26 protein-coding genes are annotated in these 24,206 nt (G+C 43.4%); 8 read left to right on the top strand and 18 right to left on the bottom strand.

Going from position 1 to position 24,206, the window contains the following annotated elements; translation table 11 throughout:
* Nucleotides 1-89 precede the first annotated feature (89 nt).
* From GTK07_RS04080 to GTK07_RS04095, 4 genes are all read left to right on the top strand, one after another.
* Complete coding sequence (locus tag GTK07_RS04080; RefSeq protein ID WP_163633242.1) at nucleotides 90-449, top strand: YraN family protein; 360 nt, start codon at nucleotides 90-92, stop codon at nucleotides 447-449.
* A gap of 52 nt (nucleotides 450-501) precedes the next feature.
* The gene (locus GTK07_RS04085; RefSeq protein ID WP_163633244.1) at nucleotides 502-1,161 is read left to right on the top strand and encodes an aspartate kinase; all 660 of its coding nucleotides are present in this window, start codon (nucleotides 502-504) and stop codon (nucleotides 1,159-1,161) included.
* A 73-nt stretch (nucleotides 1,162-1,234) separates the two neighbouring features.
* Nucleotides 1,235-3,217 carry a DUF3352 domain-containing protein gene (locus GTK07_RS04090; RefSeq protein ID WP_163633246.1) on the top strand — a complete coding sequence of 661 codons (1,983 nt, stop codon included), beginning with the start codon at nucleotides 1,235-1,237 and terminating at the stop codon, nucleotides 3,215-3,217.
* A 474-nt stretch (nucleotides 3,218-3,691) separates the two neighbouring features.
* Nucleotides 3,692-4,846: a serine hydrolase domain-containing protein gene (locus GTK07_RS04095; RefSeq protein WP_163633248.1), complete on the top strand. Its 1,155-nt coding sequence runs from the start codon at nucleotides 3,692-3,694 to the stop codon at nucleotides 4,844-4,846.
* 420 nt (nucleotides 4,847-5,266) lie between these two features.
* Here GTK07_RS04095 and mfd read toward each other — a convergent pair whose 3' ends face one another.
* The 5 genes from mfd to GTK07_RS04120 all read right to left on the bottom strand — a co-directional run bounded on the left by mfd (nucleotide 5,267) and on the right by GTK07_RS04120 (nucleotide 13,073).
* Nucleotides 5,267-8,728 (bottom strand): transcription-repair coupling factor, encoded by a 3,462-nt coding sequence (gene mfd, locus GTK07_RS04100; protein ID WP_163633250.1) that lies wholly within the window; start codon nucleotides 8,726-8,728, stop codon nucleotides 5,267-5,269.
* Between the two features lie 329 nt (nucleotides 8,729-9,057).
* Nucleotides 9,058-9,690 (bottom strand): ligase-associated DNA damage response endonuclease PdeM, encoded by a 633-nt coding sequence (gene pdeM / locus GTK07_RS04105; RefSeq protein ID WP_163633252.1) that lies wholly within the window; start codon nucleotides 9,688-9,690, stop codon nucleotides 9,058-9,060.
* A gap of 4 nt (nucleotides 9,691-9,694) precedes the next feature.
* A complete protein-coding gene (locus GTK07_RS19390; protein WP_163633254.1) occupies nucleotides 9,695-10,210 on the bottom strand; it encodes a T9SS type B sorting domain-containing protein in 516 nt (171 codons plus the stop codon).
* 13 nt (nucleotides 10,211-10,223) lie between these two features.
* On the bottom strand, nucleotides 10,224-10,577 hold the full coding sequence (locus tag GTK07_RS04115; RefSeq protein ID WP_163633256.1) for a TfoX/Sxy family protein: 354 nt from the start codon (nucleotides 10,575-10,577) through the stop codon (nucleotides 10,224-10,226).
* A 30-nt stretch (nucleotides 10,578-10,607) separates the two neighbouring features.
* Nucleotides 10,608-13,073 (bottom strand): ligase-associated DNA damage response DEXH box helicase, encoded by a 2,466-nt coding sequence (locus GTK07_RS04120; protein WP_163633502.1) that lies wholly within the window; start codon nucleotides 13,071-13,073, stop codon nucleotides 10,608-10,610.
* 98 nt (nucleotides 13,074-13,171) lie between these two features.
* On the opposite strand from GTK07_RS04120, the gene GTK07_RS04125 reads away from it, so the two are divergent.
* The gene (locus GTK07_RS04125; protein WP_163633258.1) at nucleotides 13,172-13,600 is read left to right on the top strand and encodes a tellurite resistance TerB family protein; all 429 of its coding nucleotides are present in this window, start codon (nucleotides 13,172-13,174) and stop codon (nucleotides 13,598-13,600) included.
* Here GTK07_RS04125 and fbp read toward each other — a convergent pair.
* Entirely contained in the window at nucleotides 13,597-14,610 is a 1,014-nt protein-coding gene (gene fbp / locus GTK07_RS04130) for a class 1 fructose-bisphosphatase (RefSeq protein WP_163633260.1), read from the bottom strand. The two genes, GTK07_RS04125 and fbp, sit on opposite strands and share 4 nt — an antisense overlap.
* Before the next feature lie 110 nt (nucleotides 14,611-14,720).
* Between fbp and GTK07_RS04135 the strand changes: the two genes are divergently transcribed.
* The 3 genes from GTK07_RS04135 (at nucleotide 14,721) to GTK07_RS04145 (ending at nucleotide 18,386) form a co-directional block, all read left to right on the top strand.
* Nucleotides 14,721-15,203: a GNAT family N-acetyltransferase gene (locus GTK07_RS04135; RefSeq protein ID WP_163633262.1), complete on the top strand. Its 483-nt coding sequence runs from the start codon at nucleotides 14,721-14,723 to the stop codon at nucleotides 15,201-15,203.
* Nucleotides 15,204-15,232: 29 nt separating this feature from the next.
* Nucleotides 15,233-16,483, top strand: a complete 1,251-nt coding sequence (locus tag GTK07_RS04140; RefSeq protein WP_163633263.1) for an aspartate kinase — start codon at nucleotides 15,233-15,235, stop codon at nucleotides 16,481-16,483.
* Between the two features lie 79 nt (nucleotides 16,484-16,562).
* The gene (locus GTK07_RS04145) at nucleotides 16,563-18,386 is read left to right on the top strand and encodes a GNAT family N-acyltransferase (protein ID WP_163633265.1); all 1,824 of its coding nucleotides are present in this window, start codon (nucleotides 16,563-16,565) and stop codon (nucleotides 18,384-18,386) included.
* Here GTK07_RS04145 and GTK07_RS04150 read toward each other — a convergent pair.
* From GTK07_RS04150 to GTK07_RS04205, 12 genes are all read right to left on the bottom strand, one after another.
* The gene (locus tag GTK07_RS04150) at nucleotides 18,383-18,805 is read right to left on the bottom strand and encodes an arsenate reductase ArsC (RefSeq protein WP_163633267.1); all 423 of its coding nucleotides are present in this window, start codon (nucleotides 18,803-18,805) and stop codon (nucleotides 18,383-18,385) included. The genes GTK07_RS04145 and GTK07_RS04150 overlap by 4 nt on opposite strands.
* Nucleotides 18,806-18,822: 17 nt before the next feature.
* Nucleotides 18,823-19,314, bottom strand: coding sequence for a GNAT family N-acetyltransferase (locus GTK07_RS04155; RefSeq protein ID WP_163633269.1), 492 nt, complete (start codon nucleotides 19,312-19,314; stop codon nucleotides 18,823-18,825).
* A 10-nt stretch (nucleotides 19,315-19,324) separates the two neighbouring features.
* The gene (locus tag GTK07_RS04160; protein ID WP_163633271.1) at nucleotides 19,325-19,813 is read right to left on the bottom strand and encodes a DUF6428 family protein; all 489 of its coding nucleotides are present in this window, start codon (nucleotides 19,811-19,813) and stop codon (nucleotides 19,325-19,327) included.
* 2 nt (nucleotides 19,814-19,815) lie between these two features.
* The gene (locus GTK07_RS04165; protein WP_163633273.1) at nucleotides 19,816-20,139 is read right to left on the bottom strand and encodes an ArsR/SmtB family transcription factor; all 324 of its coding nucleotides are present in this window, start codon (nucleotides 20,137-20,139) and stop codon (nucleotides 19,816-19,818) included.
* A gap of 77 nt (nucleotides 20,140-20,216) precedes the next feature.
* Nucleotides 20,217-20,597, bottom strand: coding sequence for a TM2 domain-containing protein (locus tag GTK07_RS04170; protein WP_163633275.1), 381 nt, complete (start codon nucleotides 20,595-20,597; stop codon nucleotides 20,217-20,219).
* Nucleotides 20,598-20,649: 52 nt separating this feature from the next.
* Nucleotides 20,650-21,036 carry a VOC family protein gene (locus GTK07_RS04175; RefSeq protein ID WP_163633277.1) on the bottom strand — a complete coding sequence of 129 codons (387 nt, stop codon included), beginning with the start codon at nucleotides 21,034-21,036 and terminating at the stop codon, nucleotides 20,650-20,652.
* Nucleotides 21,033-21,491: a DUF1801 domain-containing protein gene (locus tag GTK07_RS04180; RefSeq protein ID WP_163633279.1), complete on the bottom strand. Its 459-nt coding sequence runs from the start codon at nucleotides 21,489-21,491 to the stop codon at nucleotides 21,033-21,035. Before GTK07_RS04180 ends, GTK07_RS04175 begins: the two co-directional genes overlap by 4 nt.
* Nucleotides 21,488-22,003 carry a DUF4199 domain-containing protein gene (locus GTK07_RS04185; RefSeq protein WP_163633281.1) on the bottom strand — a complete coding sequence of 172 codons (516 nt, stop codon included), beginning with the start codon at nucleotides 22,001-22,003 and terminating at the stop codon, nucleotides 21,488-21,490. Before GTK07_RS04185 ends, GTK07_RS04180 begins: the two co-directional genes overlap by 4 nt.
* 87 nt (nucleotides 22,004-22,090) lie before the next feature.
* Nucleotides 22,091-22,507, bottom strand: a complete 417-nt coding sequence (locus tag GTK07_RS19395; protein WP_163633283.1) for a response regulator transcription factor — start codon at nucleotides 22,505-22,507, stop codon at nucleotides 22,091-22,093.
* A 9-nt stretch (nucleotides 22,508-22,516) separates the two neighbouring features.
* The gene (locus GTK07_RS04195) at nucleotides 22,517-23,449 is read right to left on the bottom strand and encodes a 2-hydroxyacid dehydrogenase (protein ID WP_163633285.1); all 933 of its coding nucleotides are present in this window, start codon (nucleotides 23,447-23,449) and stop codon (nucleotides 22,517-22,519) included.
* 18 nt (nucleotides 23,450-23,467) lie between these two features.
* Entirely contained in the window at nucleotides 23,468-23,833 is a 366-nt protein-coding gene (locus tag GTK07_RS04200) for a cupin domain-containing protein (protein WP_163633287.1), read from the bottom strand.
* A 12-nt stretch (nucleotides 23,834-23,845) separates the two neighbouring features.
* Nucleotides 23,846-24,205 carry a nuclear transport factor 2 family protein gene (locus GTK07_RS04205; RefSeq protein ID WP_163633289.1) on the bottom strand — a complete coding sequence of 120 codons (360 nt, stop codon included), beginning with the start codon at nucleotides 24,203-24,205 and terminating at the stop codon, nucleotides 23,846-23,848.
* Nucleotide 24,206: the final 1 nt, after the last annotated feature.

Here is a 24,206-nt window from a genome sequence, read left to right on the forward strand (position 1 = left end):
AACAAATTACAATCTAAACGTTTCAATGTCCGTGAACTACCAAATTTTTCGACGAAATGCATATTTTTTTTTGATATTGTATTTTTTCTATGGCAACACATAACGATTTTGGAACGTTTGGCGAACAGAAAGCCATTGATTATCTGAGAGATAAGGGGTATGAGATTTTGGCCCAAAATTACCGTTACTTGAAAGCGGAAATTGATATTGTAGCCAAGAAGGGGAACGTATTGGCCATGGTGGAGGTAAAGTCAAGGAACATGGGGTTTCTGGAAGATATGACTGCTGTGATCAATGCCAAAAAAATCAAACTTTTGATCCTTGCCGCCCATCAATTTGTAATGGATAACGATCTGGACCTTGAGGTGCGTTTTGATGTCATAAAAGTGATAAAAATGAAGGACAAAACGGTTTTGGAACATCTGGAAAACGCATTTCATTATTTTTAACCATTTGTTTGTTTTATAACAATATGTTATTTTTGCACCAAACCAATCCTCAATGAAAACAATATCAGCAGTAGTTGAGCACTACATTAAGAAAAAACCATTCCTCCAAACGGCTCTGGCTCAGGGTATTATTAACCTCACTTCCCTTTCCCGTCAGATCAAACCGGAAATTGCCGATGAATTGGGCAAAGATGTAAAGGATGGAGCCATTGTGATGGCCTTAAAGCGTCTTTCCGATGACTTGGAGTTCCGCGCAACGCACAAGATCGTAAAGGTTCTAAAGAACATCGGTGAGATTACCGTACGATCCAACTTGTCCGATTATACCTTTTTGGCATCTGATACCATACTGGAGCAACAGGCCAAATTGTTGGAAGAGGTGAATGCCAACCAAGATGTGTTCTATACTTCTTCCCGAGGGGTGAACGAGATCAATATTGTGATCAGTAACATTATGGACAGTGTGGTGGAAAAGTATTTTAAGCACGAACGCTGTACCCAAAAGGCAGAAGGACTTTCCTCCATTACCGTGAAATTGCCCGCCGAGAACGTGTCCGTTCCCGGTATCTATTACTTTATTTTTCAAAGATTGGCCTGGGAAGGTATCGTACTTTATGAAGTGATCTCTACTACCAACGAATTTACCATTTTGGTAAACGATGAGCAGGTGGATGTGGCCTTTAAGACCATCAAAGACCTGAAATTGCTTTAAATTGCATGTGCCGGCCATTGGTCTAAACTAAATTGGGAACTCTTTCGTTTTAGAAAGAGACACTTTAGGAAGGATGACCAAAAAAAGGATTCTTTACGGTTTTTTGGCCCTGTTTGCACTGTACCTGTGCTATTTGGCCTATATTTTTATACTTTCCCCAAACTCCAACCTGCAATCCATTTACTTGATCCCGAAGGATGCGGTGTTCATTGTAGAATCGGAGAAGCCTGTGAAAAGTTGGAAACAGGTGAGCGAAAGCAAAGCTTGGCACCACCTCACAAAGAACGATTACTTCGCGGAGCTTACCGAGAACATACAGCGGGTAGATACCGTTTTTAACAATAATCACAAGTTGTTCGAGTTTTTTGATGGACGTTCCCTGTTCATTTCCATCCACATGATCTCGCCCAAGGACTACGGCATTTTTTACGTGCTGGATCTAAAACGGATTGCCAAGTTGCAGCTTCTCAAAACCTATTTCAACACCTTGCTCAATGACGATTATGTGATGAGCAAACGCAATTACCACAACCATGAGATTTTGGAAGTGCATGACCGCGAAAGCAAAGAGACCATGTACGTGGCCTTTATCAAAAACCAGCTAGTGGCTTCGTATACCCACACATTGGTAGAGGCATCCATAGATCAATATCAAGAACCAATTCTGGGAAGAAATCTCAATTTTATTGAGATCAACCAAAAAGTGGGGCATGAAGACTTGTTCCGTTTGTACGTGCAATACAACTATTTTGATGATTATATAAAACGGTTTACCGACACGCCATCGGATTGGGTGCGGCGGGTGAGCGAGAATTTCTTGTTCTCCGGATTTTATTTTGATCTGGATCGGAACAGTACCCTTACGGCGAATGGGTATACCAATATTAGTGATACCAATGAGTATTATTTGGAAGCCCTTCAAAAGTCAGGTACCTCTGAGCGGACCATCCCGACCATAGCACCGAAACGCACCGCCCTGTACATCAGTTATGGGTTTGACAGCTTTGCAGAGTTCTACAAAAACTTTGAAGGGGTCCAACAGAAAGACCCCAAACAGTTTGAAAGTTATCAGGAAGGTATCCAAAAGGTCGAAAAGTTCCTCAAGATTGACGTTAAGGAAAATTTTGTGAGTTGGATCGGGGACGAAATCGCCCTGTTGCAGATACAATCCCATATTTCCAAAGGAAAGAATGATATGGCGTTGGTATTGAAGGCGAACGATACCGAAAAGGCCAAGACCAACCTCGATTTTGTGTTGGAACAGATCCGGAAGAAGACCCCAGTAAAGTTCAAGGCCGTGAAATACAAGGACTACGAGATCAATTTTCTTTCCATAAAAGGTTTTTTTAAAATGCTATTGGGTGGTAGGTTCAATGAGTTTGATAAACCTTATTTTACACAGATCGATGAATATGTGATCTTTAGTGACAATCCCAATACCCTAAAAAGCATTATTGATGATGTGGTGGAGGAAGAAACCCTTTCCGGTTCCAAGGATTTTAGGGAATTTGATCAAAGGTTCGCGTCGGAATCCACCATATTCGTGTACAGCAATGTGCCCATTCTGTATGATAATATGTATGCCCTTGCCGATGCTGAAACCAAACAAAAAATGAAGAAGAACAAGGATTTTCTGATCTGTTTCCCACAATTTGGGCTACAGTTGACCCCAGAGGATGATCTGTTCGAAAGCCGGTTGGTCATCAACTATCAAGATGTGGAAGAGGTAAAAAAGAATGTCCAGTTCGAGCAAAAGAAACCAACACCTATCGCTACAAACCAAAATACTGCCGTAGAGGAAATCACCGATGCCGTTTTCGACCTAAAGCCCATTTATCCTACCGACCTGAATGCTAATTCCTTCAGCAAATTGTATGCGAACGGGGTAACCAAGTTCGAAGTGGACCTGAAGGATGGTCTTAAACATGGACGCTATGTGGAGTACTATCCCGAAGGTACCGAAAAAATCACAGGACGGTTCCGTAGCGATGAGCAAGTGGGTACTTGGCGATACTACAACGAAGAGGGCAAACCAGTGCATAAAAAGCGGTTTTAGGGAATAATATTGCCATTTGTCATTTCGAACGAACGTGAGAAATCTGTTTTTTCATGGGATTGAGATTTCTCAATGGTCGTTTCTCTCCTCATTTCGAAATGACAATAGGCATAGAAGGTCATTCTGAACGTCCCGAAAGCTATCGGGATGAAGAATCCCTTCTTTGATTGTGATGCTGAAACCAGTTCAGCGTGACCAGTGTTTTTGGAATTCTCGTCGCCAAGTTCTGTCGAAATACCCAATAGGATGACAGAACTGTCATTTCGAACGCATGTGAGAAATCTGTTTTTCAATAGATTGAGATTTCTCAATGGTCGTTTCTCTCCTCATTTCGAAATGACCATGAAACCTACTTGTCATTCTGAACTTAGTAAAGAATCCCATTTAATATTGTTATGTTGGATGTTTTCAAAGGTGAGATAAGAATTTCATCAACAATTATTACCTTGAAGCATTAATTAACCAACCCTTTACATGAAGCCTCTTTTTAGAATTTCCCTCCTCGTACTATTGATGGCTAGCAACCCTTTATCGGCCCAAAAACTGTATTTCCCCGAACGGAACGAAACGTGGAAAGCTGCCGAAAAAGACCAGTTCAAGTACAATGCAAGCCAATTGTCCAAAGCCGTTGATTATGCCAACGCCAACGAATATTCCGGTTCCCGCGATTTACGTATTGCCATTTTGGATGGCTTTAAACAAGAACCCTTTCATAAGATCTTGGGGCCTACCAAAAAGCGTGGTGGTCCTGCCGGTATGATTTTTAAGAATGGCTATCTGTTGGCCTCTTGGGGCGATACCAAACGGGTGGATATGACCTTTAGCGTTACCAAAAGCTTTCTCTCCACCGTGGCAGGCTTGGCCGAGGACGAAGGGTTGATCGTGAACACCAAGGACAAAGTGGGCGGCTATATTTGGGACGGCACCTTCGATGGGGAACACAACTCCAAGATTACCTGGGAGCATCTGTTGCAACAAAACTCCGATTGGTCCGGGGAACTATGGGGCGGCAAGGATTGGGCTGATCGCCCACCTCGTGAAGGTGGATTGGACGATTGGAAATTCCGAAAACTGAACGAACCCGGCACCGTAATGGAATACAATGACGTTCGTGTGAATGTCTTGGCCTATTCCTTAACGCATGTATGGCGTAAACCGGTTCCCATGATTTTGAAAGAAAAGGTGATGGACCCCATCGGGGCCACGACCACTTGGCGTTGGTTTGGGTATGACAATGCTTGGACAGAAGTAGATGGCATCCAAATGAAATCCGTAACAGGCGGGGGGCATTCTGGTGCAGGACTCTTTATCTCTACAGAAGATATGGCCCGTTTTGGGATGTTGTTCTTGAATAATGGCCAATGGAAAGACCAACGATTGATCAGTGAAGGCTGGATCAAAAAGGCCACGGCACCTTCGGTACCCAATGTGAACTACGGCTATATGTGGTGGCTCAACCAAAAAGGGCCATGGCATTGGGAAGGTGTGCCCGAGCATGTGTTCTATGCGGCAGGCTTTGGGGGCAATTTTATAGTGGTGGACCAAAAAAGTGGCTTGGTCATCGTGACCCGTTGGTTGGAACCCTCAAAAATTGGCGAGTTTGTAAAACAGGTGTACGAGGTTTTTTGATGGATTGTCATTCGGTGCTTGACACGGAATCTCATTCTATTATGATGCTGAACAATTCTAATAACTTTCGGGACAGCATGACCGTATTGGTGAATAGATTTCTCAATTGTCCCTTTATCTTAAGATATTGAATTGGATAAATTTTAGGTAAGAAATTCAAGTAAAGACCTGATGCTTAAAAAAAATCCTGTAATAATCAATGCTATAGAACCACTTAGCATTGTAATATCATTGAATGTGAGTATTTTATTTTTAACTACCCTGACCAAAAAATATATTCCACATCCTATTAAAATCAATCCGATAAGCAATTTTAATAAATCATAGAATATCATCCTTGTTCTTAATTATTGGTTTCATCTACTTTTAACTTCTTTTCCCTTTTGAATGTAATTTCGAAAGCAAGTGAATATATCTAAACTACTTTGAGGTAATTTGAATAGGTACAACTTTCAACGGCTCCAAAACCTTCAGTGCCTTTTCCACACTGGTGATCCGGTCAAAGGTCAATAACAGGCGTAATCCGTTGCGGGTCTGTTTTTCCTTAAGTCTGGCCTGTTGGGAGTGGCCCTGTACATACTGCAATACTTGGGTAAACACAGGGGTTTGGTAAAAATTGGATTGCTGGTCGGCTATAAAGTATCCCAAGAACTTGCCCTGTTTCATCACCACTTTTTCCAACCCAATATGGGTAGCGATCCACTTGATCCGGACGGAATTCAGCAGGTCCTGTGCCTGATCGGGCAGTTCCCCAAAACGGTCCACAAGGTCGGCCTCGAATTTCTGGAGCCCTTCTTCATCCTTCACTTCATTGAGCTGGGTGTAGAGGTTCAACCGTTCCGTAATGTTATTGATGTAGTCATCGGGGAAGAGCAGTTCAAAATCGGTATCCAGTTGAATGTCCTTCACGTAGACCTTCTCTTTGCGACCTTCTACCTCTTCGTACAGTTCCTTGAACTCATTTTCCTTAAGTTCGTCAATGGCCTCAGTCAATATTTTCTGGTAGGTCTCAAAGCCTATTTCGTTGATGAACCCACTTTGTTCACCACCTAACAAATCCCCAGCTCCCCGAATTTCTAGATCCTTCATGGCAATGTTGAAACCACTTCCCAAATCCGTGAACTGCTCCAAGGCTTCAATACGTTTTCGGGCATCTGGGGTCATCACTTCGTACGGGGGGGTAATGAAAAAACAGAACGCTTTTTTATTGCTTCGTCCCACACGGCCACGCATTTGGTGAAGGTCGCTCAGCCCAAAATTATTGGCATTGTTGATGAAAATGGTGTTCGCATTGGTCACGTCCAGCCCACTTTCCACGATCGTGGTGGAGATCAGCACATCAAACTCCCCGTTCATGAAGGCGAGCATGAGCTGTTCCAGTTTTTTGCCCTCCATCTGCCCATGACCGATACCGATCTTGGCATCGGGCACCAAACGTTGGATCATCCCGGCCACTTCCTTGATATTTTCGATACGGTTATGGATAAAGAAGATCTGTCCACCCCGTTGGATTTCATAGGAAATCGCATCCCGGATAATCTCTTCATTGAATCGGATGACCTGGCTCTCGATGGGATAACGGTTGGGTGGTGGGGTATTGATGACCGATAGGTCCCGGGCCGCCATCAAACTGAACTGAAGTGTTCTTGGAATAGGGGTTGCCGTTAGGGTGAGCACGTCCACATTTTGTTTTATGGAACGCAGTTTTTCCTTCACCGAAACCCCGAATTTCTGTTCCTCGTCCACAATGAGCAGCCCCAAATCCTTGAACTGCACATTTTTGTTCACCAGTTGGTGGGTACCGATGATAATATCCACTTTGCCACTTGCCAAATTCTCCAAGGTTTCCTTTTTCTCTTTGGCGGTCCTGAACCGATTGAGGTAATCCACGGTAACCGGCATATCCTTCAACCGTTCGGAAAAAGTGCGATGATGTTGAAAGGCCAAAATGGTTGTGGGCACCAAAACGGCTACCTGTTTGCCATTATCCACGGCCTTGAATGCCGCGCGAATGGCCACTTCGGTCTTTCCAAAACCAACATCCCCACAGATGAGTCGGTCCATGGGTCGTTCGCTTTCCATGTCCATTTTTACATCTTGGGTCGATTTTTCCTGATCGGGGGTGTCCTCGTACAGGAAAGAAGCCTCTAGTTCGTATTGTAGATAACTATCAGGGGCGTACTGAAAACCTTTTTCCAATCGGCGTTTTGCGTATACTTGGATGAGGTTGAAGGCAATCTGCTTGACCCGGCTCTTGGTTTTTTGCTTTAGGGTTTTCCAAGCAGCGGAACCCAGTTTATAGATTTTGGGTGGTGCCCCGTCCTTGCCGTTGTATTTGGAGATTTTATGGAGTGAGTGGATACTGACGTACAAAATATCGCGGTCGCCATAGATCAATTTGATGGCTTCCTGTTTTTTGCCCTCCACATCTATTTTTTGGAGTCCCCCGAATTTCCCGATACCGTGGTCAATATGGGTCACGTAATCCCCAATTTCCAGCTTGTTGAGTTCCTTGAGGGTAATGGCCTGTTTTTTGGCATAGCCATTTTTGAGGTGGAACTTGTGGTATCGCTCAAAAATCTGATGGTCCGTATAGCAGGCTAGTTTCAGGTCATCGTCAATGAAACCTTGGTACAACGGAAAAACCACGGTCTGGTAGTGTACCGTTTGGTCCACTTCTTCAAAAATGTCGTGGAAGCGTTTAACCTGCTGCTCGGTGGAGCAGAAAATATAGTTGGTGTACCCTATTTCCCGATTCTCGTTCAGGTTTTCGATCAACAGGTCGAACCTTTTGTTAAAGGCGGGTTGGGGTTTGGTGTTGAATTGGATAGTAAGGCTATTATTGGCTGTCTTCCCGAGCGCAGTCGAGGGAGAAGCTAGGATGGAATTTTCTGTCTGCTTCTCGACTGCGCTCGAAGTGACAGAAGTTGATCCAATCTCAACACATAAAAAATCCTGCAATTGTTCCTTCAGCAAAGCTGAATCCGTAAAAAGCTCTTTTGGCTCGGCATGCTTGATTTCCTTGCCAAGTTTTGCAAAACTCTCCTCGGCCTTAGCAAAAAGCGTATCGGCGCGGTCATAGATCAAGGCAGGATTCTTGGCAAAAATCACAGTTTTAGGAGAGATATACTTTAGAAAACTCTCCCGTGATTCCTGCAAGAACTTGTTCTCTACATTGGGGATAATGGTAATTTTCTTCACCTTGTCCGTTGAGAGTTGGGTCTCCACATCAAACGTTCGGATGCTGTCCACCTCGTCGCCAAAAAATTCGATGCGATAGGGTTGGTCATGTGAGAAGGAAAATACATCCACTATACCCCCACGAACGGAAAACTCCCCGGGTTCGGTCACAAAGTCCCCCCGTTTGAACTGGTATTCAAAGAGCACTTCGTTCAAAAAGTCCAAAGAGAGGGTGTCCTCCAGTTTTATTTTCAGGGTATTCCTGTCCAATTCCTTTCGCGTGACCACTTTTTCAAAAAGGGCATCGGGGTAGGTAACGATCACCGCTGGTTTTTTCCTGGAGTTGATACGGTTCAGCACTTCGGCACGCAACAACACATTGGCATTGTCCGTTTCCTCAATTTGGTAGGGCCTTCGGTAACTGCCCGGATAAAAAAGTACATCGTTCTCCCCGATCAACAGTTCAAGGTCGTTCAAGAGATATGCCGCTTCTTCCTTGTCGTTCAAAATCAATAGAAAAGGAGAGTCAACAGTTTTAAAAACCTCGGAAACCGCAAAGGACAAGGAAGAACCAACGAGTCCTTTTACATTTATTCTTCGATTTCTATTTTGGGCGGATTCAAGGGATTGGGCAATCGTATCCTTCAGTTTCCCGAGGGTGGGAGACTGTACAAAAAGTTGGGAAATCGGGGCTTTGGTCAATCCAAAAACTTTGCGGCAAAGATAAACTGAAATGTTTTTAGGGAAAATGTTTTTTGAAATAATCAATGATCTAGGGTAAAAGGTAAAGGTTTAAAATAATTTCATTTGTTTGCGTTGATGGATAATTGTCATTTCGAACCGACTAAGAGGAGCGTGAGAAATCTAAAAAGATTGGGATTTCTCAATCGATGCCCAGCATCTCCTTTCGAAATGACGTTTCAGGTCATTCTGAACGAAGTGAAGAAACTCATTTATTTTTAGTTTTCTCGTCGCTTTGCTCCGTCAAAATGACAAAGCACCACTGGGTCATTGTGAGGAAAGTGAAGAATCTAAACCTTCACCACAGTATCCTCCACAATGGCAAAAATCTCGTCCTTTTTGGACGGTTTCAAGGTATGGGTTCCAGTAAATTCACCAAAAGCAGGCAATACCATTTGGTTCTTGGATTTGAAGAAGCAGGGAAGTCTCAAATGCTGTCGTCCAAAGCCTTGTAATTTCACGGCAGGGTGAATGTGTCCACAAAAAGTGAATAGCCCTTCGCGCTCCTCGGGGTAATGGGTCAATAAAAAATCATCCAAGATCAGCTCAGGAAAGATCTTAACGTCCAGTTTTTCAAATTTTTCAGGGGCGATGATGTCGTGGTTGCCTGATACCAGAATGATTTCTGCCGGGGTTTTGCCCACCCAGTTTTCAAAAAGCTCCCATTCTTTGTTCAAGGACGAATGGAAAAGGTCGCCCAAAAAGCAGATTTGAAAGGGTTGGAAATTGGACACGATCTTGTCCAATAGAACAAAATTCCTGTGTATGGCCTTTCGGGGCACAGCCGCACCGAACTTACGGAAATGGGAGACCTTTCCTAAATGCACATCACTGATGAGCAACAGGGATTTTTCTTCCCAAAAGAGGCCACCCAAAGGGTGGAGTGTGAAGTTTTGGTTTTTTATTTGAATATTGGCATCCATTGGGTTATTGCAGAAATGGATCAAGGTAAAGTGATACACAACCCGAATTATTCTTGAAATAATTGGTATATTCTGTTACCACACATAAATAACCTTGCTGTAGATAGGTTTCCTCATTTTCGATAACAATTTTGTAGCGATAGCTTCCTTGTGCTATGTTATCAGGGGGAAAATAGGCACCACCTGATTCATAACCTTCTTGGCTAAAAATCAATTGATCAAGAGAATTATAGATTTCAACTTTATTGTTGGGGTATAGATAGAGATTCTGTATTAACCAATAATCATTGATCCCATCACCATTGGGAGTAATGACATTGGTAACCATAACATCAGCTATTTCTCCATTTTCTTGTAATGGTAAATTTTTCACATTGCCATCAATATTTTCTGTACAGCATTTGAAAGTACTGCGCAAATTATCTGGACCATCAGAGCTACAAGAAATAAAACAGATACCCAAAACAAAATAATACCAGATTATTGAGTTTGATTTTTGATTGTTTTTTTTGATTCTCACAAATAGATGGTATTTAAGATTTGTTGGACCTATTCTTTTTAGATGATTTTGCCTTTGGATTGTATGCCAAGCATAATCCCATCCAAAAATCAAAATCTTCTTTTTTAGTATATCCGGTTTCTTCAACGAATACATAACCTTTCATGATTCGTTCTCCTTGGTACATGGGCTGACAACCAGGTTTTTCTAGCACAGATTCAAAAACATCGGGGTCTACACGGCACATTATGTCTTGGTCCTTGACTCCAATGCATAATTTGTCATTGACCATAAAAACCACGGTTTGGAACATAGTTTTTTCTTCCACTTTAGGCAAATGCATAAGTGCTTCCCTGATTTGGTTTGCCAATTTTTCGTCGTGTGCCATCGATGACTTAAAGAATTGGAAAGTTAGGTATTATTTTCGGGTAAGCTTGGCTGTCATGCGTTTGATCCGATCCGCCAATTTTTCGTTGGACAGTTTTTCCCGTAATCGATCGGTGATGATAGGGAAAGAGAACGGGGTTGGATTTTTGCACTGTTTCCAAACGATTTCCTGTTGGGCAATACGTTCCAGTGCCAATCGTAAACGGCCTTCTTCCAACTGGTGCTCAAAGGTTTCTGTATAGGCTTGTTGGTATAAAAGATTGTCATCCTCAAAATCCTTAAATACATCGAACAATAATTCGGAACTGCTTTGCAGATGCTTCATTTTTACCCCTTTCTCTGGATAACCCGTAAATACCATGCCGCTGATCACGGCAATATCACGGAATTTGCGTCGGGCCATCTCGTTGGAGTTCAGGCTTTTTTGAAGGTCGGAAAGCATATATTCCGAAGTAAACAGATTGTTGTCCAAAATGGCCTGAATATCGATTTTTTTATCCGAAAGCAATTCAAAACCATAATCGTTGAAGGCGAGGGAACAGGTAATGGGGGTCAACAAACTGATGCGATAGGCCAACAGACTGCTCATGCCTTCATGGATGGCACGCCCTTCAAAAGGATAAAAAATGTGATGGTAGCCATCACTCGTCTTAAAAGTTTCGATTAGAAATTGATGGGGTTGGGGCACCAAACTTTCTTCCCGTTGTTTGGCGAACATGGGGGCAAGGGACCGTATTTCTGCGGATTGTTCCTCCTGGGGCAATTCTGCCGTATACAGTTCTTGGCGGAGCAGTTCCGACATTTTAGCCGAGAAGCTTAACCTGCCGCCCATCCAACTGGGTACTTTATTGGTCCGTTTGTTGGAGTTGACCACATGGGCGGACATTCCTTTGATCCGAATGAATTCCAGATTTCTACCTGCAAAGGTGAAGACATCTCCCGGACTCAATTTGGAGATGAAATACTCCTCAATGCTTCCGATATATCCTCCCTTTTGGTAGCGCACATGAATGGTGGCATCGCCCACAATGGTCCCGATCTGGAATCGGTGCCTCATGGCAACCGCCCTGCTGTTCACGATGAACTTACCGTCATCTTCCACCTCTACTTTTTTGTACTCGTCATAACTCTTCAAGCTTTGGCTACCCATCACCAAGAAATTGAGCAGCCATTGCCATTGTTCTTCCGAAAGTGCCTGATAACAAAAGGTCTGTTTTACTTCCTGATACATTTCATCGGGATAAAACCCATCGGACACCGCCAAGGTGGTCAAGTACTGGATGAGCACATCAAAACTGTTCAGATAGGGTATACGATCTTCCACGGCATTGTGGAGCACCGCCTTTTGCATGGCCGAAGCTTCAATGAGTTCCATGGCATGGGTGGGCAAAAAATAAATCACACTTTCCTTGCCGGGTCGGTGACCGCTTCTTCCCGCACGCTGTAGAAATCGGGCAACTCCTTTGGGTCCCCCGATCTGTACCACGGTTTCCACTGGGGCAAAATCCACACCAAGATCCAAACTGGAAGTGCAGACAACGGCCCTGAGGCTCTCGTTGCGGATGGCCTGTTCCACCCACAGTCGGGTCTCCTTGTTGATGCTACCATGGTGCATGGCCAATTCCCCGGCGTATTCCGGGTGTTGTTCCAATATTTTTTGAAACCAGATTTCACATTGGCTTCGCGTGTTGGTAAAAAGTAGGGTAGTCTTGCTATTATTGATGATGGGCACCACCTCTTCCAAAAGATGCAGTCCCAAATGGCCCCGCCACGGAAAGGTTTCCATTTTCTTGGGGATAATGCTCTTGACCGTAATTTTTTTATTGATTTCGGCCTTTATCAAAACCGAGTTTTCCAGTTCATTGGAGGTGGGTCCCAAAAGCACTTCCTTTGCCTGTTCCAGATTACCGATGGTAGCTGAAATACCCCAAATGCGAAGGTTTTTGCAGATGGTTTTCAAGCGGGACAGCCCCAATTCCATCTGTACGCCCCGTTTAGTGCCCAAAAGTTCGTGCCATTCATCCACAACAATGGCGGTGCAATCCTTAAAAAGTTTTGCGTAGCCTTTTGAAGATAGCAGCAAATGTAGACTTTCGGGAGTGGTGATCAAAAGATCGGGCATGGCAATTCTTTGCTTTGATCTTTCTTTGGTAGAGGTGTCCCCGGTGCGGATGCCCACGGTCATTTGGGTGCCCAGATCCTGGGTGATGCGTTCAGCGGATTGTTTGATCTCTTGGGAAAGTGCCCGCAACGGGGTGATCCAAATCGCTTTCAGCCCCTTTTTGTGCTTGGTCCTGTAATCGGAGTGGTTTTGAATGTAGTTCAGAACAATGGGAAACCAAAGGGCGTAGGTCTTACCACTTCCGGTAGGGGCGTTCAAAAGGCCGTGCTTGCCATCCAAAAAGGCAGTCCAGGTCTGTCTTTGGAAAGGAAAGGGTTCCCAACCTTGTAGTTGGAACCAGTTTTCGGCAATATGAAAGAGTTCGTTTTGGTGCAGTCCTGTAGTACTTTGGATTGAAAATTACGAATTTCTTTCAAGGGTTTGTACCGACCTTTTTGCGATAAGATTTATATTTGTGCCACAAAATTTCAGATATGCCAATTTTAGATCTTTACGAGCACGGAGACCATAGGAAGAACCTGGCCCATTTTGCCACTTTGGCAAGTTTGGCCGCCATTGATGGAGAGATCAACCCTCAAGAAAAAGCAATCCTTGAAAAATTTGCCTTCAAACTCAATATTACAGAACAAGAGGTCAAGGAGGTGATGAAGAAGGAGAACAAATACCCTATCGAGACACCGCACAGTGGCGAAAAAAGATTCAAAAGGCTGTTCGAGTTTTTTCAGATCATCTTTTCTGACCATGATATTGATGAGGGAGAGCGCAAAATGGTTGAAAGGTATGCCATTGGTTTGGGTTTTTCCCCAAAAAAAGCATCTGAGATCATCGATAAATCCATTAATATTTTCAGAGGAAAAATTCCTTTTGAGGATTATTTCGAATTGGTGAATAGGGAGGACTAAGATTTGGCCTTGGCCATAAATTCCTCTGCTTTTTCCACCATTTTTTTACTTCCACAGAAAAACGGCACCCGTTCATGTAGCTCATTGGGCTGAATGTCCATGATTGGATTGAACCCGTCACTGGCCTTTCCGTTGGCCTGTTCCGCCAAGAACGCCATGGGGTTGCACTCATAAAGTAACCTTAATTTACCATTTTGGGCCTTACTGCTTTTGGGATACATATATATACCCCCTTTGATCATATTGCGGTGAAAATCCGAAACCAAGGAACCGATATAGCGCGAGGTATAAGGACGATCACCCTCTTCCATCTGGCAGTATTTGATATAATCCTTCACCCCTTGCGGAAAATGGATGTAATTGCCTTCATTCACGGAATAGATCTTGCCCGTTTCCGGAAATTGCATGTTGGGGTGCGAAAGATAAAAAGTACCCAAAGCCGGGTTCAAGGTAAAGCCATTTACCCCATCGCCAGTGGTATAGACCAGCATGGTAGAGGTGCCATAAATGATGTAACCCGCCGCAATCTGGTTTCTTCCGGGTTGAAGAAAGTCTTGTAGGGTAACCGGTGTTCCCACAGGTGTGACCCTTCGGTAAATGGAAAAGATGGTCCCTACGGAAACATTCACATCGATATTGGAGGAACCATCCAAAGGATCGATCAATACCACATACTTGTTTTGGTGTTGTTTGTCAAAACTGTTGATACTGATAAAATCATCTTCCTCCTCAGAAGCAATGCCACAAACAATTTCCCTATTTTTTAAGGTTTGAATGAACTTTTCATTGGCCAGCACATCCAATTTTTGTTGGTTTTCACCCTGTATATTCGTCTCCCCCGCAGAACCGATGATGTCTACCAAACCGGCTTTGTTCACTTCGTGGTTCACCACTTTGGCGGCTAATCGGATACCATTAAGCAAGCGCGAAAGTTCCCCGGAAGTATATTGAAATGAGTTTTGATTGGCAATGATAAATTCACCTAGGGTGCGGTGCTGATTGTCAAACATGGAAGGCTGTTTTATTTAAGGACAAATATCGTGCATTTTGTGAAACTACAACGTTTTCGGTAAAGATAAGTTTTAGAATTTTATAACTTTGAGTTTTATTTGTAACAATTATGGAATTTACAATCAGGGATGCTCGACCCAATGATATGGAGCACGTTTTGACTTTGATCCAACAGTTGGCGGATTTTGAAAAAGAATCCAACGCGGTTGAGGTTACCAAAGAAGATTTGCTGAAGCACGGCTTCGGGGAGAACCCTATGTTCCATTGCTTTGTGGCCGAGACCCAAGATGGTATTTCGGGGATTGCCTTGGTTTATCCAAGATATTCCACATGGAAGGGACCGGTCATTCATTTGGAGGATTTGATCGTGTCCGAGAACATGCGAGGTAGTGGTCTTGGTACCGCCTTACTTGATGAGGTAGTTCGCTATGGGCATTCACTTGGGGTAAAAAGAATCTGCTGGGAAGTATTGGATTGGAACGAACCCGCAATTGAATTCTATGAGAAAAAAGGGGCCAAGGTACTCCGCGATTGGGACGTGGTACATTTGGACGAAAACGGAATCAAAAATTATATGGAAAGCCTTCACTGAGCTTTTCAAGATACAAGTACAAAATAAACATGAGGGTATTTAAGTTTGGTGGGGCTTCGGTAAAAGATCCCGATGCCGTTAGGAATGTGGTCAGTGTCCTTAAAGAAGTAGGGTATTTGGATACCTTGGTCGTTATCTCGGCCATGGGCAAGACTACCAATGCCATGGAGAAGGTAGTGGAATCCTACTTTTATGACAAAGGTGCGTTGAACGCGTCCATTCAGGAGGTAATCGATTATCATGAGGGTATTTTATCCGGATTGTTTGAAAATCCGAACCATCCTATTTATGGAAACATTAAGTTACTTTTTGATGAAGTGAAAGGCTTTTTGGCTTGGAACAAATCCCCAAAATATGGTTTCGTATATGATCAAGTCGTCAGTTATGGTGAGTTGCTGTCCACAACCATTTTGAGTGCGTATTTTAACGAAGTTGGACTTTCCAACACTTGGTTGGATGTTCGTACTATGATCAAGACGGACAATACCTACCGTGATGCCCAAATCAATTGGGAACGCACCCAACAAGAGGTAGCTGTACGGGTAGATATGTCCAAACTGAACATCACCCAAGGTTTTTTGGGAAGTGACGACAATAATTTCACCACCACTTTGGGCAGGGAAGGTTCGGATTATACCGCCGCTATTTTGGCCTATTGTCTCAACGCCGAGTCCGTTACCATTTGGAAGGATGTCCCAGGGGTTTTAAACGCCGATCCCCGTAATTTTGAAGAAGCCCAACTTTTGCAGCAGATATCGTATCGTGAAGCCATCGAGCTGGCCTTTTACGGTGCTTCCGTAATCCACCCAAAAACATTACAGCCATTACAGCGCAAGGAGATTCCCTTGCATGTAAAGTCCTTTGTGAATCCCAAAGATATGGGCACTACCGTGGGCAAAGGTATCGGGATCGTACCCAAGGTGCCCTGTTTCATCGTAAAAAAGCACCAAGTGTTGTTAAAACTTTCTTCCTTGGATTTTTCATTCATTGTGGAGGATAACATCAGCGAGATCTTCAAGCTGTTCCATGACCATAGATTGAAAGTGGATATGATCCAGAATTCCGCCATTAGTTTTTCCGTCTGCTTGGACAACAAGTTCAAGGGGTTGCAGCCACTGCTCGAAGAATTGAAAAAGAAATTCAAGGTAGTCTGTCACGAAGACGTTTCCTTGTACACCATCCGCCATTTTGATGAGGAAGCTGTAAAATCCCTACAAAATGGGAAGTCGGTACTTGTGGAGCAACGCGGCAAGGAAACGGTACAATTGGTTGTACAATAAGGTCTTGATCTCTTTTTCGGGCTTACGGGGCCAGTAATTGTATTTTTCTATCTTTACGGCTAGCTAAAGAAGAAACTACATGGGATTGGTTACGGCAAAGGAAGTTGCAAAAGTGATTCATTTGGACAAGTATGGCTTTTTGGGCACTTTTGTGGGTTGGCTTTTGATGGTTGCCACGAGGATTACCACCATAAACAGGTTTTACAACAAGAACAAGGAGCTTCCGGGACCCGAATTTTTGGATGCTATCCTGGACCATTATGAGATCGACTTTGACATTCCGGAAGAGGATATCAAACGGTTGCCTAAAACCGGACCCTACATCACCATTAGTAACCACCCTCTGGGTGGTATAGATGGGGTTTTGTTGCTGAAACTATTGCTGAACGAGCGCCCAGATTATAAGATCATTGCCAATTTTTTACTGCATAGGATTGAACCGCTGAAACCGTACATTATGCCGGTAAATCCTTTTGAAACCCACAAAGATGCCAAAAGCAGCATAACGGGTTTCAAGAATGCCCTAAAACACTTACAGGACGGTCATCCCCTTGGCATATTCCCAGCTGGTGAGGTTTCAACTTATCGAGATGGAAAATTGGTGGTGGACCGGCCGTGGGAAGAAGCGGCCATTAAATTGATCCGCAAAGCGGAAGTACCCGTAGTCCCCATTTATTTCCATGCCCGAAACAGTCGACTTTTCTATACTTTATCTAAAATGAACGATGTGTTCCGAACTGCCAAGTTGCCTTCGGAGTTGACATCTCAGAGCATGAGACCTATAAAGGTTAGGATAGGACAGCCCATTTCGGTAAGTGCCCAACAAGAGGAGGAAACGTTGGAGTCCTTTACCGAACTGCTACGCAAGAAGACCTATCTTTTGGCCAATGTTTTTGAAAAGGAGCGATTGATCGATAAGGTGCCAACTTCTTTGAAAATCCCCAAGCCGCCCAAAAAAATAGCGACCCAGATCAGTACCAAGATACTGGAGGGCGAGATCAAAAAGTTGCGCGAAAAGGATTGCCGGGTTTTACAAAGCAAAAACTATGAGGTGTTCCTTGCCAAACAGAAAGACATGCCCTTTTGCCTTAACGAGATTGGAAGACAACGGGAGATTACTTTTAGGGAAGTGGGAGAGGGAACCAACAATGCTATTGATCTGGATAGTTTTGATTCCTATTACCACCATCTTTTTCTTTGGGACGATGAGGAGAAGACCATTGTGGGAGCATACCGGATGGGATTAGGATCCGAGATTTTCAAAAAGTATGGAATAGATGGGTTCTATCTTCAAGATTTGTTCCGTTTTGAACCTGAACTTTATGGAATGATGGAAAAATCCATTGAAATGGGTAGGGCCTACATTGTAAAGGAATACCAACAAAAACCCATGCCGTTGTTCTTGCTTTGGAAGGGCATTGTGCATACCACACTGCGGCATCCCGAGCACAAATATCTGATCGGTGGAGTGAGCATCAGTAACCAATTCTCCAATTTCTCCAAAAGCTTGATGATCGAGTTCATGAAATCCAATTATTGGGATCCTTACGTGGCCCAATACATCCGTCCCAAAAAGGAATTCAAGGTTAAGCTCAACGATGCCGACAAGGAGTTTGTTTTTGATGAGACCCAAGCGGACTTGAACAAATTTGACAAGCTCATCAGCGAAGTGGAACCCGGCAGTTTGCGCTTGCCCGTTTTGATCAAAAAATATATCAAGCAAAACGCCAGAGTGGTGGCCTTTAATGTAGATCCCTTGTTCAACAATTCCGTGGATGGACTTATGTACATCCGCATAGCGGATTTACCGGAAAGTACGGTAAAACCGGTAATGGAGGAATTCCAAGCCGAATTGGAACGAAAGATGGCCGAAGGGATCACTAATCCCGAGGATTTGGTTTAATCCATCAATTCTTCCCTAACAAAATCATGGCAAAATGCCTTGATTTCATCTCGGGTTGCCCTAAAAGCCTCTTGGATTTCTTTTTCTGTACCTTTCACTTTGGAAGGATCCATAAAATTTTGATGCATCCTTTTTGCATTTTTTGATGGGATGTAGGGGCAGTGTTCCTTGGCATGATCACATACCGTGATGATATAATCCCATTCAATACCTTGGTATTCGTCCACATGGTTGGAAGTGTGGTGAGAAATGTCCACCTTGTCCTCCTTCATAATCTCGACAGCTTTGGGGTTTAGGCCGTGCGTTTCTATACCTGCACTGTAAATATTGGCCAATTTCTTCTGAAAATGGTTCAGATAGCCGTGTGCCATTTGGCTTCGGCAGGAATTTCCGGTACAAAGTACCAATATGTTTCTCATGGTTATTAAGTTGATTTTCAATCGATTCCTACATGGGTACTTCGCTTTTCAAATAGAAGATTGTCCTTCCATTCGCCATGGAGCTTGCCCACTCGTTCGCGCTTGCCAATATAGCGAAATCCGACTTTCTCATGAAGTTGAACACTGGCATTATTTTCTGGAAAAATACCGGATTGTAGTGTCCAATACCCTTCTTTTTCGCTATCGGAAATCAGCTGTTGTAACAATTGTTTGCCAACGCCCTTGCCCCGACTGTTGGCAGCGATGTACACGCTCACTTCGCCCACTCCACCATAAACACATCTACTGGAAACAGGGGAAAGTGCGGCCCAACCCAAGATGGTGCCATTTTCTTCTGCCACCAATCTACAATGATGGGTATGCGATTTGTCCCAATGCTCAAAACTGGGCACTTGGGTTTCAAATGTGGCAAATCCAGTGGCTATACCTTCGGCATAGATTTGGGATACTTGATCCCAATCGGAGGGTTGCATGTTTCTAATCGTCATGGTATCGGTATTAGCAACATCCTGAACCAGGTGCACAGCAAGCTTCCCTTTCGGCTTCGGCCTCTACGGGAACGCCGCAAGTTTCCTTGGCCTTGCAGTCTGTTTTTTCCACAGAAAGCTTTATGGTCAATTCCGAATCGCTCAGATCATAATCGTTTACAAAAAGTTGGGCTGTATGAAAATGGTCATTGCTGTATTCAAATTTCACTTCGGCCTCCTTGTCCATAGGTTTGATCCTATCCACTTTGTTTAGGATGCCCAATGCCTTATATGCGGACATGAATTCTGTTTTACCCTTCTCTTTTGAACTTTCCCAAAGTTGTACAATGGTTTCCTTCCAAAAACCGGTTCCTGCACCGCAGTCCACAGAATCTATGGTAATGTTCTTTACCTCGGTAATGTGATAATTGGCGCCAACAAGTTTATTGGGGGCATATTCAAAAAGTAGGCTTTTGTTCTGGTGTTGTTTTAAGAGGGATAAAAATTCTGATGTTTTCATGGTTAACAACAATTACGGTTAATATTGGAAAAGAACAGGTGAAAGGTATCCTGTAATTCCTTCCAGCGCTCCTGGTCGATACAATAACAAAGGTTTTTGCCCTCAAAGGTTCCCTTCAGCAAGCCGATTTTTTTGATTTCGTTCAGGTGCTGGGAAATAGTGGGCTGGGACAGGCCAATAATGTCCACCAAATCGGTACAGATACAGGCATCTTGTTTGCTGATGTACTCCAGAATGGCCACGCGGGCAGGATGGGCCAAAACCTTGGCAATTTTGGCAAGTTCATTCTGTTTGGTGGAAAATATGTATGTTTTGGTCGCTCCCATTTTAAAATTATATATTGCAATATTACGATAATATTTTGAAATAAAAAAGCCAGAGCGAAATTCTCTGGCCATTTTTTTTAGAACCAGGGCTTTTTGCCCACTTGGTAGGTATTGTAAAATTCTGCATCGGATTTGGTCAAATAGATAATGCCTTCTACCAATCCTATGATACCAGGAATCCAAACGAACAAAAGTCCTATCCCTACGCAGGAAAGCACATAGGCTGCAATAGAAACACCCAAAAGGATGAATCCTTCCTTGTTGTAGCCCAATATAAACTTGTGGACGCCCAATGAACCGACCAAAATGGCAAGGATCCCTGCCAATATTTTTTTATTGTCGCCTCCGGCACCTTGAAGTCCTTCCTTAAATTCCTCAGCGGTTTTTTTCGCTTCTTCCTTGAACTCCTTTGCAGCTTCTTCGGCTTTGTCCCCGAAGTCTTTGTTTTCTTCTGACATTGTTTTACATGTGTTGGTTAATGTGTTCTAAATGTAAAAAATAATTCAATACCTAAAGAAAGGCTTTATCAACAGGCTCCCAAAGTTCCAATTTGTTACCATCGGGATCCATGATGTAACCAAATTTGCCATAATCATACTCCGCAATTTCCCCCACAATGGTAACTCCTTCCTTTTTCAACGCTTCCATCAATTCCGCTAGGTTTTCTACCCTAAAATTGATCATGAAGGGTTTTTTACTGGGCTCAAAATAGTTGGTATCATTGCTAAATGGGCTCCATTGGGTCATGGCATCGTTCCCGTCTTGGTCTTTCCACCAGAAGGAACAACCGTAGTTGTCGGTGTTAAGTCCCAAATGGTTTTTGTACCACGTTTTAATCTGATCTGGATCCTTGGTCTTAAAAAAAATGCCACCTAATCCCGTTACTCTGTTTTTCATGATTTTTTAATGTTTTGTTCGTATAGGTTAATCCATTCCTGTGCGGTCATTTTTCGGCAAAGTTCCCCTATAAGTTCATAAGGAATGGTTTGGATATTCTTGAACCGGATACAGCTTTTTCCCATATCCAATTTGGTCTTTACGTATTTTGGGTATTCCGCCACAAACCAATCATGGATTTTTGGATCGGCATAAACCCCTGAATGGTAGAGGGCCACAAAATTCTTTTGGGAGGCAATGCAGGCAAAAGGCAAGGGTTGCTTGGGGTCACAATGGTATCCATCCGGATAGAGCGAATGGGGCACCACATACCCGATCATCCCATAGTTGATGCATTCCTCAAAACCATACGGCAGATTGGTTTTTATGGTTTCCCGCAATTTTGAGATGGCCTCCTTGCGATCTTCTGGTACTTTGCTGATGTATTCTTCCGGGGTTTTGGCGTCTATGGTCATGATTCCGCTTTTCGTTGTAGTATCAATGCGGATAATAAAGTAATGATCAACCCGATCATCAGTACGGTGGTGGCCATAAAGATGAAGGACAAAATGGGATTTGAAAATTGGGCTTTCTGCTCCTCCAATTCGGCCAGACGGATTCTTAATTCATCGGGTGGAAGGGTGTCTTTCATGTTTTCCACAATCTCGGCATAATAGTAGTCCATAAAACCTGGATTCAACACTTCGGTATAAAAAACATCAAGCAATCCAAAGATTATCGCAGTGATTAAACTGATTAAGATTCCTATAAACAAAGCCTGTTTAAAACTTACCGTTCCACCATTTTCCTTGTCCCTAAAATGGCGAATACCAAAGTATACGAAACAAAGAGAAAGAAATATGGAAACATAGCCCAATACCTCCTGCACAGGGAGTGAAAGGGTACTTAGACCGTACCAACTAAAAATAAAGAGCACGCAAATGGTGATGGCTCCGAAAGCCCCATATTTAAGGATTGTCTTTTTCATGGTCTTGCTTATTTGATTGATCCAAAAGTAGATGGATGGCCCAAATCTGGACTCATACTAAAGTACCAATTTTGTGGGATCAGGACATTAATGTCCTAAAATTTGAAGTTCCTTTGCTTTTTTAATCGCCTGGGTTCGGCGTTGGGCATCCAGTTTTACCAACAGATTGGATACGTGGGTCTTGATGGTGCTTTCCGACACAAAAAGGGCGTCGGCGATTTCCTTGTTGGACAATCCTTTGGAAATATATACCAAAACTTCATATTCCCGTTTGCTGATGCCCAGCTGTTCAATTTTTTTATGGTCGATTTGGGTATGGGACGGCTTTTCCTTATGAAGTGTTTTTTTGTTGATATAGATGCCTACGAAGAAAAAAATCACGGCAATGGAACCTATGGTAAGTTCCACGGAAATATCATTGGATAAATAGGAATAACGGCTTAGCCTGAAAAGAATCAATAAGGCGATGATAAGGGCAGAAAAAACAAAAACGGTCTTTTTCACCCTTTAAAATTAGCAAAATCTTGCCTTCACCTTGTCCACAATGGTCTGTGCCAGTTTCTCGTGGCTTTCCACTGTCCATCCGGCCACGTGTGGGGTCAACAGTACATTTTTTGCCTTCCTCAAGTATTTGAAGGCCTTGGGTTTTTGAACGAACATGTTCTCAAAAGATTTTTTCTCGTACTCCAGCACATCCAATCCTGCTCCCAAAATTTTCCCCGATTTAAGGGCCTCCACCAAGTCTTTGGTGACCACACATTTGCCGCGGGCCGTGTTCAACAGCCAAAAGGGTTTGTGGAACCCGTTGATGAATTCCGTGTTCACCATGCCTTGGGTCAATTCGGTCTGGGGTACATGAAGGCTCACCACATCCGATTTTTGTTTGAATTCCATAATGCCCACTTGGCGCGCATTGTCATCCCCAACACCTCCAACAATGTCATAGCAGATGACTTCCACATCAAAGCCCCTCAGTTTTTTGGCAAAGGCCTTTCCCATGTTACCATAACCTATAATGCCTACAGTACGGCCATCCAGCTCTACCCCGCGGTTGCCCTCTCGGTCCCATTTGCCTTTTTTTACCTCACGGTTGGCCTTGCACATGTTATTCATGAGGGATAGGAGCATACCTAAAGTATGTTCGCCAACGGCATTTCGGTTGCCTTCCGGAGCAGAAACCATATAAATGTCCCTCATCTTTGCATACCGAACATCAATGTTTTCCAATCCGGCGCCGACCCTTCCGATAAATTTCAGATTGGTGGCCTTTTCCAAAAACTGTTGGTCTATGGTAAACCTACTTCGGATGACGATGCCATCGTATTCCTGTATTTTCTTTTCCACTTCTTCCTTGGTGGAAGTGTAGTCTTCGTGGTTTTCAAATCCTAATGCAGCAAACTGCTCTATCAACAAAGGGTGGTTGGTGTCGAGGTGGAGAACTTTCATGCGTCAAATATACAATTCCTAGATTCTTGGGTAATGGGTCTGAGTCTTTTCGTGTTGCACTTGGCCCGTATGGGCGGTCGTGAGTTTTTCAAATAGCAACACATGTACCTCTTCACCATTCTTAGTCATGGGGTTATGCTCTATACCTTTGGGCACCACTATGATCTCACCTTCATTCACCACTTCGGTACGGTCCCGAAACTGCATGTACAGGGTGCCTTTGATCACTTGGAACAGTTCATCCTCATGTTCGTGGGCATGCCAGACAAATTCGCCCTGTAATTTGGCCAGGAGTATTTGCATATCATCCACGATTGCAATTTGGTGCGGATGCCATTGTTTGGTAAACTCGGCATGTTTTTGTTTCAGGTTGATGGCTTTCATATCCCTTTATGTTTATTCGTTAGGTATGGGCAAATTATGCATTTTCAAAAAGGACAACTTGTCCCAATACCCCCGTTGAAATTTGATCTTTCCTTCGATGATGTGAAAAAAGCCACAACCTCTCAGACCCAAGGGATCTTTCCATTCCAAAATGGCCCATTCCCCATCCTCAAAAATGTTCTCCATAATACATACCATATCCGCAGCGGCAAATTCGTTTTTGAACATTTCGTAAATGGCCTCTTTCCCTTCAATGGGTTCGTTGGCCACTTGGTGATTAATGGCATGTGGGTGGTATAAATCGGCGATGGCCTTTGCATCCGCTTGGTTAAAAATCACTACCCATTTGGAGACTACTTCTTTCGGGGTCATT

Source organism: Flagellimonas sediminis (assembly GCF_010500845.1).
Lineage (GTDB): Bacteria > Bacteroidota > Bacteroidia > Flavobacteriales > Flavobacteriaceae > Flagellimonas > Flagellimonas sediminis.

Excerpts from the sequence above, each read along its gene's own strand:
- pdeM (WP_163633252.1), bottom strand. The coding sequence starts at position 9,690 with ATGGATGCCAATATTCAAATAAAAAACCAAAACTTCACACTCCACCCT.
- GTK07_RS04080 (WP_163633242.1), top strand. The coding sequence starts at position 90 with ATGGCAACACATAACGATTTTGGAACGTTTGGCGAACAGAAAGCCATT.
- GTK07_RS04175 (WP_163633277.1), bottom strand. The coding sequence starts at position 21,036 with ATGAAAAACAGAGTAACGGGATTAGGTGGCATTTTTTTTAAGACCAAG.
- GTK07_RS04140 (WP_163633263.1), top strand. The coding sequence starts at position 15,233 with ATGAGGGTATTTAAGTTTGGTGGGGCTTCGGTAAAAGATCCCGATGCC.
- GTK07_RS04115 (WP_163633256.1), bottom strand. The coding sequence starts at position 10,577 with ATGGCACACGACGAAAAATTGGCAAACCAAATCAGGGAAGCACTTATG.
- GTK07_RS04205 (WP_163633289.1), bottom strand. The coding sequence starts at position 24,205 with ATGACCCCGAAAGAAGTAGTCTCCAAATGGGTAGTGATTTTTAACCAA.
- GTK07_RS04095 (WP_163633248.1), top strand. The coding sequence starts at position 3,692 with ATGAAGCCTCTTTTTAGAATTTCCCTCCTCGTACTATTGATGGCTAGC.
- GTK07_RS04155 (WP_163633269.1), bottom strand. The coding sequence starts at position 19,314 with ATGACGATTAGAAACATGCAACCCTCCGATTGGGATCAAGTATCCCAA.
- fbp (WP_163633260.1), bottom strand. The coding sequence starts at position 14,610 with ATGTTTGACAATCAGCACCGCACCCTAGGTGAATTTATCATTGCCAAT.
- GTK07_RS04150 (WP_163633267.1), bottom strand. The coding sequence starts at position 18,805 with ATGAGAAACATATTGGTACTTTGTACCGGAAATTCCTGCCGAAGCCAA.
- GTK07_RS04165 (WP_163633273.1), bottom strand. The coding sequence starts at position 20,139 with ATGGGAGCGACCAAAACATACATATTTTCCACCAAACAGAATGAACTT.
- GTK07_RS04170 (WP_163633275.1), bottom strand. The coding sequence starts at position 20,597 with ATGTCAGAAGAAAACAAAGACTTCGGGGACAAAGCCGAAGAAGCTGCA.
- GTK07_RS04090 (WP_163633246.1), top strand. The coding sequence starts at position 1,235 with ATGACCAAAAAAAGGATTCTTTACGGTTTTTTGGCCCTGTTTGCACTG.
- GTK07_RS04185 (WP_163633281.1), bottom strand. The coding sequence starts at position 22,003 with ATGAAAAAGACAATCCTTAAATATGGGGCTTTCGGAGCCATCACCATT.
- GTK07_RS04180 (WP_163633279.1), bottom strand. The coding sequence starts at position 21,491 with ATGACCATAGACGCCAAAACCCCGGAAGAATACATCAGCAAAGTACCA.
- GTK07_RS04125 (WP_163633258.1), top strand. The coding sequence starts at position 13,172 with ATGCCAATTTTAGATCTTTACGAGCACGGAGACCATAGGAAGAACCTG.
- GTK07_RS04145 (WP_163633265.1), top strand. The coding sequence starts at position 16,563 with ATGGGATTGGTTACGGCAAAGGAAGTTGCAAAAGTGATTCATTTGGAC.
- GTK07_RS04200 (WP_163633287.1), bottom strand. The coding sequence starts at position 23,833 with ATGAAAGCCATCAACCTGAAACAAAAACATGCCGAGTTTACCAAACAA.
- GTK07_RS04160 (WP_163633271.1), bottom strand. The coding sequence starts at position 19,813 with ATGAAAACATCAGAATTTTTATCCCTCTTAAAACAACACCAGAACAAA.
- GTK07_RS04085 (WP_163633244.1), top strand. The coding sequence starts at position 502 with ATGAAAACAATATCAGCAGTAGTTGAGCACTACATTAAGAAAAAACCA.
- GTK07_RS04135 (WP_163633262.1), top strand. The coding sequence starts at position 14,721 with ATGGAATTTACAATCAGGGATGCTCGACCCAATGATATGGAGCACGTT.
- GTK07_RS04195 (WP_163633285.1), bottom strand. The coding sequence starts at position 23,449 with ATGAAAGTTCTCCACCTCGACACCAACCACCCTTTGTTGATAGAGCAG.